Below are 7,891 nucleotides of genomic sequence, written 5' to 3'. Positions count from 1 at the left end.
TCTTGGTAGAAAAAAAGCTGATCAAAAAGATCGAAATCGACTTGATAAATGCAGGATATGCAGCCTGCGAATGCGGGGCTGGAATTTCTAATGCAAGAATTGTAATGATGATTGCAAATACCCCATCATTAAAGGCTTTAAGATGTTCCATCATCTTTTCGTGCGTTTGATTTTGAAGATGATCGATGTATGAGTGGACTTTCGCTTGATCGATTGTCTTTTTTTCCATGTTGTTCTCTCCCAAACTTAAATAATATTGTTTATTATATAACGCAAATAGCTGATTTTTAAAGGGATAAAGGTTGACGAGCAGGTGAAATGTTAGTATACTATTAAAGTATAATTGTAGATCGAAAGTCCAGTGTGATATATTGTCCATACTGGTAGGTGAAACAAAAATAGTGTAGTTTGAAGTTTTCAACGAATCTGTTTTTGGTTTTTTTTTGCCAAAAAAACAGAAAAAGTGCATTATTTTTGGATTTGTAAACAAATTGTAATATTAACGATTTACAAAATTTTTGGAGAGGTGAACAACTTGGCAGGACACTTAGTAAAATACGGTAAGCATCGTGTACGCAGAAGTTATTCTCGAATCAAAGAAGTGCTTGATTTACCAAACTTGATCGAGATTCAAACAGATTCCTACAACTGGTTCTTAGATGAAGGCCTTCGGGAAATGTTTGAAGATATTATGCCAATCGATGACTTTGCCGGTACATTATCTTTGGAATTTGTCGATTACCAATTATTAGAACCAAAGTATACCGTTGATGAAGCGCGTGAACATGATGCAAACTATTCTGCACCATTACACGTTACTTTACGGTTAACAAACCATGAAACCGGTGAAATTAAATCCCAAGACGTCTTCTTTGGCGACTTCCCGTTAATGACAAAACAAGGAACTTTCATTATTAATGGGGCAGAACGGGTTATTGTTTCACAACTTGTCCGTTCACCAGGGGTATATTACTCTTCAGAATTAGATAAGAACGGCCGCAACATTTATGGAACAACGGTTATTCCTAACCGGGGTGCTTGGTTAGAATATGAAACCGACTCAAAGAATGTTGCATATGTCCGGATCGACCGGACCCGGAAGATCCCAATGACTGAATTGATTCGGGCTTTGGGATATGGATCAGATTCAGAAATCATCGAAATGATGGGTGAAACTGATTCATTAATGCTGACCCTTGAAAAGGATGTTCACAAGAACACTGAAGATTCACGGGTCGAAGAATCATTAAAGGATATTTACGAGCGGTTACGTCCAGGTGAACCAAAGACGGCTGATTCTTCAAGAAGCTTGTTGACAGCTCGTTTCTTTGATCCAAAACGTTATGACTTGGCACCGGTTGGCCGTTACAAGATCAACAAGAAGTTGAGCTTAAAGACACGGTTGTTGAATACAACGGTTGCTGAAACATTGGCTGATCCTGATACAGGTGAAATTATTGTTAATAAAGGCGACGTAATTGATAAGAAGGTTATGGACAAACTTGCTCCATACTTAGACCGGGAAGACTTTAAGACGGTTACATACCAACCTTCAGAAGAAGGGGTCGTTCAAGATCCAATGACCCTTCAAGTAATCAAGGTCTACTCAGCTAATGACCCTGAAAAGGTTATTAACATGATTGGAAATGGCAACATCGACTTGAAGTACAAGCACATTACCCCAGCAGATATTATCGCTTCAATGAACTACTTCTTTAACTTACAAGAAGGCTTTGGTTCAACTGACGATATTGACCACTTGGGTAACCGGCGGATTCGTTCAGTTGGTGAATTGCTTCAAAATCAATTCCGGATTGGACTTGCACGGATGGAACGGGTTGTTCGTGAACGGATGTCAATCCAAGATACATCAACCGTTACGCCGCAACAATTGATCAACATTCGGCCAGTTGTTGCTTCGATTAAGGAATTCTTTGGTAGTTCACAACTTTCACAATTCATGGACCAAACAAACCCATTAGGTAGTTTGGAACACAAGCGGCGGTTATCAGCTTTAGGACCTGGTGGTTTGACACGTGACCGTGCTGGATATGAAGTTCGTGACGTTCACTATACTCACTATGGCCGGATGTGCCCAATTGAAACCCCTGAAGGACCAAACATCGGGTTGATCAACAACCTTTCATCATATGCACGGGTCAATAAGTATGGCTTTATTGAAACACCATACCGGCGCGTTTCATGGGAAACACACAAGGTTACAGATAAGATCGATTATTTAGCTGCCGATGAAGAAGATAACTACGTTGTTGCGCAAGCTAACTCACCATTAAATGACGATGGTTCATTTGTAGATGACGTTGTTATGGCACGGCACAAAGATGACAACATTGAAGTTTCAATCGATAAGGTTGACTACATGGATGTTTCACCTAAGCAAGTTGTTGCGGTTGCGACAGCATGTATTCCATTCTTGGAAAACGATGACTCAAACCGTGCCTTGATGGGGGCCAACATGCAACGGCAAGCTGTACCGCTGATTCAACCACATGCTCCATTAGTTGGAACCGGGATCGAATACAAGGCTGCTCATGACTCAGGTGACGCTTTGATTTGTGAACATGATGGGGTTGTTGAATACGTTGATGCTTGTGAAGTTCGCGTTCGGCGTGAAGACGGAACGCTTGATACTTATAAGTTGATGAAGTTCCACCGTTCAAATAGTGGAAAGAACTACAACCAAACACCAATCGTCCGTGTTGGCGAACACGTTAAGGCTGACGAAGTATTGGCTGACGGTCCTGCAATGGAACAAGGTGAATTAGCCTTAGGTCAAAACCCATTGATTGCCTTCATGACATGGGACGGTTACAACTTCGAAGATGCGATTGCCATCAACGAACGGTTAGTTAAGGAAGATGTTTATACTTCAATTCACATTGAAGCTCATGAATCAGAAGCGCGGGATACGAAACTTGGACCGGAAGAAATCACCCGTGAAATTCCAAACGTCGGCGAAGACGCTTTGAAAGATTTGGATGAATTCGGAATCGTTCGGGTCGGTGCCGAAGTTCATGATGGTGATATCTTGGTTGGTAAGGTAACGCCAAAGGGAGTTACTGAATTATCAGCCGAAGAACGGTTATTGCACGCAATCTTTGGTGAAAAAGCACGTGAAGTTCGGGACACCTCACTTCGGGTTCCTCACGGCGGTGGCGGAATCGTTCGTGAAGTTAAGGTTTACACCCGTGAAGCCGGCGATGAATTAGCACCTGGAGTTAACCAAATGGTTCGGGTATTCATTGCTCAAAAGCGGAAATTACAAGTTGGGGATAAGATGGCTGGTCGTCACGGTAATAAAGGGACGGTTTCAGTTGTTATTCCAGAAGAAGATATGCCATTCATGCCTGATGGAACTCCAATTGACATTATGTTGTCACCAATGGGTGTGCCTTCACGGATGAACATTGGACAGGTTCTTGACTTGCACTTGGGAATGGCTGCACGGAAGTTAGGAATTCACGTTGCAACTCCTGTTTTCGATGGTGCGCGTGATGAAGATATTTGGGATGCCTTTAAGGAAGCCGGTTTACCAGGCGATGGAAAGAGTATTCTTTATGATGGCCGGACGGGTGAACCATTCGACAACCGGATTGCTGTTGGGGTCATGTACTACATGAAACTGGCACACATGGTTGACGATAAGATCCACTCACGTTCAATCGGACCTTACTCATTAGTTACTCAACAACCACTTGGTGGGAAAGCTCAATTTGGGGGCCAGCGTTTCGGTGAAATGGAAGTTTGGGCCTTGGAAGCTTACGGTGCTGCTTATACATTGCAAGAAATCTTAACATACAAGTCAGACGACGTTGTTGGACGTGTTAAGACATATGAAGCAATCGTTAAGGGTGAACCGATCCCACAACCAGGTGTTCCAGAATCATTCCGGGTTCTTGTTAAGGAACTTCAAGCTTTAGGCCTTGATATGAAGGTTCTTGATGCAGATAAGAACGAAATTGAATTGCGTGACATTGATGACGATGACGACAGCGTAATTAATGTTGATGCAGTTGCAAAGCTTAAAGAAAAAGAAGAAAACAAACAAGCTCAAGACGTAATGAAGCAGGAAGAAGATCGGAATCCTGACGAACGGAAAGACGATAATAAGTAATTATTTGTTAGTAAAAACTGAAAGAAAAAAATGAAAGGGAGGTCGGTCCTTTGATCGATGTCAATAAATTCGATAGTATGCAAATTGGATTAGCTTCATCAGACAAGATTCGGAGCTGGTCATATGGTGAAGTTAAGAAGCCGGAAACAATCAACTATCGTACATTGAAGCCTGAAAAAGACGGTCTTTTTGATGAACGGATTTTCGGACCTACAAAAGACTGGGAATGTGCCTGCGGAAAGTACAAACGGATTCGTTACAAAGGCGTCGTTTGCGACCGTTGTGGCGTTGAAGTTACACAAGCAAAGGTTCGTCGTGAACGGATGGGTCACATCGAATTAGCTGCTCCTGTAACTCACATTTGGTACTTCAAAGGAATTCCAAGTCGGATGGGCTTAGTCTTAGATATGAGCCCACGTGCTTTGGAAGAAATCATCTACTTTGCATCATATGTTGTTACTGATCCAGGTGAAACCCCACTTGAAAAGAAGCAACTTTTGACTGAAGCAGAATACCGTGAAAAAGTAGACGAATACGGAAAAGACGCATTTAAGGCCGGAATGGGTGCTGAAGCTATCCGGACCTTATTACGGGATGTTGATCTTCAAAAAGAATGCGACGAATTAAAGGAAGAATTGCGTGACGCAACTGGCCAAAAGCGGACCCGCGCTGTTCGGCGGTTGGATATCTTGGAAGCATTCCTTGACTCAGGAAATGAACCTGAATGGATGGTCATGGATGCAATTCCGGTTATCCCACCTGATTTACGGCCAATGGTTCAACTTGAAGGTGGCCGGTTTGCAACGTCTGACTTGAACGATTTATATCGCCGGGTTATCAACCGGAACAACCGGTTAAAGCGGTTATTGGACTTAAATGCCCCTGGAATCATCGTTCAAAACGAAAAGCGGATGTTACAAGAAGCCGTTGATGCCTTGATCGATAATGGTCGGCGTGGCCGTCCAGTTACCGGACCAGGAAACCGTCCGTTGAAGTCCCTTTCACACATGTTGAAAGGTAAGCAAGGTCGGTTCCGTCAGAACTTACTTGGGAAACGGGTTGACTATTCTGGTCGTTCAGTTATTGATGTTGGGCCAAAATTGAAGTTGACTCAAATGGGTATTCCGCACGAAATGGCTTTGGAATTGTTCAAACCATTTATGATGCGTGAACTTGTTAAACGTGATATGGCATCAAATATCAAGAACGCTAAGCGGAAGATTGACCGCCGCGATGAAGATATTTGGGATGTCTTAGATGACGTTATCAAGGGTCACCCAGTATTACTTAACCGGGCCCCTACACTTCACCGTTTAGGGATTCAAGCTTTCGAACCAGTTTTGGTTGACGGAAAAGCAATGCGGTTACACCCATTAGCATGTGAAGCTTATAACGCCGACTTTGATGGGGACCAGATGGCGATCCACGTTCCATTATCTGATGAAGCTCAAGCTGAAGCACGGTTGCTGATGCTTGCTGCTCACCACATTTTGGCACCAAAGGATGGAAAGCCGATCATCTCACCATCACAGGATATGACTATCGGGAACTACTACATTACCCTTGAAGAAAAAGATCGTGAAGGCGAAGGCATGATCTTTAAGGATGTTAACGAAGCACGGACAGCATACCAAAACAACTATGTTCACTTGCATACGCGGATTGGTTTGCAAACATCATCATTAGCTGCAAAGGGTAAGCCATTTACTGACTGGCAAAAGGAACGGATTTTGGTAACGACTGTCGGAAAGGCAATCTTTAACGAAATCTTGCCAGATGACTTTGTATATTTGAATGAACCAACCCAAGAAAACTTACAAGGTCATATTCCAGACAAGTATTTCTTGGAACCAGGTGAAGATATTCACGAATTCTTGAAGAAACAAGACTTGATCGGACCGTTCAAGTCAGGCTTCTTATCAGATATCATTGCCCAAGTTTACAAGGAATACAAAGTAACCGCAGCTTCAGAATTGCTTGACCGGATGAAGGATCTTGGTTACTTCGAATCAACGAAGTCCGGATTGACGGTTGGGATTGCTGACGTTACTGTTTTGAAAGAAAAGCCAGAAATTATTGCTGAAGCACGGAAGAACGTTGAAGTTGTTAAGAAACAATTCCGGCGTGGTTTGATCACTGAAGATGAACGTTATAACCGGGTCATTGCAATTTGGAACAAGGCTAAGGATGACATCCAAATGAAGTTGGTTGAAAACATGGATCCATCTAACCCAATCCAAATGATGAGTGATTCAGGTGCGCGTGGTAACATTTCAAACTTTACGCAGTTATCAGGGATGCGTGGTTTGATGGCTGCTCCAAACGGTAAGACCATGGAATTGCCAGTTATCTCAAACTTCCGTGAAGGGCTTTCTGTTTTGGAAATGTTCATTTCTTCACACGGTGCTCGTAAAGGAATGACAGATACGGCTTTGAAGACTGCGAACTCAGGATACTTGACCCGGCGTTTGGTTGACGTTGCCCAAGATGTCATTGTTCGTGAAGAAGATTGTGGCACTGACCGTGGATTAGACGTTTACGCTATCAAGGAAGGTAACGAAATGATCGAACCATTGTACGACCGGATCTTAGGCCGGTACACAATGAAGACGGTCAAGAACCCTGAAACTGGTGAAGTAATTGTTCCAGCAAACACATTGGTTGATGAAGAAATGGCTCAAAAGGTCGTTGATGCAGGTGTTGAAAAGGTAACGATCCGGTCAGCATTTACATGCAACACTCGTCACGGGGTATGTGTTCGCTGCTACGGCCGGAACTTGGCAACTGGTGATGAGGTTGAAGTTGGGGAAGCAGTCGGAACGGTTGCTGCTCAATCAATCGGTGAACCAGGTACGCAATTGACAATGCGGAACTTCCACCAAGGTGGGGTTGCTGGCGACGGTGATATTACTCAAGGGCTTCCTCGTGTTCAAGAATTGTTTGAAGCACGGAATCCTAAAGGACGCGCAATCATCAGTGAAGTTACTGGGGTTGTTGATACGGTTGAAGAAAACCCAGCTGAAAGAACAAAGGTTGTTACGGTTGCGGGTGAAACTGATACTCGGACATATGACTTGCCATTCACTTCAGTATTGAAGGTTAAGGAAGGCGACTCAGTCCACCGTGGTGATCCGTTAACAGTTGGTTCAATCGATCCAAAGGAATTGATCAAGGTTCGCGACGTCTTATCAACTGAAAACTACATCTTACACGAAATCCAAAAGGTTTACCGGATGCAAGGGGTAGACATTTCAGATAAGCACGTTGAAATCATGACCCGGCAAATGCTTCAAAAAGTTCGCATCATGGATCCTGGTGACACATCAATGCTTCCAGGAACATTAATGGATACAAGCGAATTCATGGATCGCAACGTTGAAACCCTTGTAAAGGGTGGAATTCCTGCAACATCACGGCCAGTTCTTCTTGGAATCACGAAGGCAGCTTTGGAAACAAACAGTTTCTTATCAGCCGCATCATTCCAAGAAACAACTCGGGTATTGACGGACGCAGCAATTCGCGGCAAGAACGACCCATTAATCGGTTTGAAAGAAAATGTTATTATTGGGAAGACAATTCCAGCTGGTACTGGAATGAAGAAGTACCACGATATTCAGCCTGAAGAAACTGGACTTGCAACCGACAATGTCTACTCAATTTCAGATGTTGCTAAGCAAATTGGGGTTGAAGAAAGTACAAAGTTGCCAGACCAAAAATAATGAATAATTTAAAGAGGCTGTGACATAAGTATTCAAT

3 protein-coding genes are annotated in these 7,891 nt (G+C 43.1%); 2 read left to right on the top strand and 1 reads right to left on the bottom strand.

Annotated features, from left to right (window positions below):
* A partial coding sequence (locus A3O17_RS06035; protein WP_155728925.1) for a TMEM175 family protein occupies nt 1–229 on the bottom strand: 229 nt, incomplete at its 3' end.
* A gap of 297 nt (nt 230–526) precedes the next feature.
* Between A3O17_RS06035 and rpoB the strand changes: the two genes are divergently transcribed.
* Nucleotides 527–4,135 (top strand): DNA-directed RNA polymerase subunit beta, encoded by a 3,609-nt coding sequence (gene rpoB / locus A3O17_RS06030; protein ID WP_086427370.1) that lies wholly within the window; start codon nt 527–529, stop codon nt 4,133–4,135.
* A 50-nt stretch (nt 4,136–4,185) separates the two neighbouring features.
* A complete protein-coding gene (gene rpoC, locus A3O17_RS06025) occupies nt 4,186–7,854 on the top strand; it encodes a DNA-directed RNA polymerase subunit beta' (RefSeq protein ID WP_057826622.1) in 3,669 nt (1,222 codons plus the stop codon).
* The last annotated feature ends 37 nt before the right edge of the window (nt 7,855–7,891 follow it).

The sequence above is a fragment of the Ligilactobacillus aviarius genome (assembly GCF_001654615.1).
Classification (GTDB): domain Bacteria; phylum Bacillota; class Bacilli; order Lactobacillales; family Lactobacillaceae; genus Ligilactobacillus; species Ligilactobacillus aviarius_B.
Note: the sequence above shows the minus strand (reverse complement) of the source record. Positions and strands in the feature narration are given on the sequence as shown.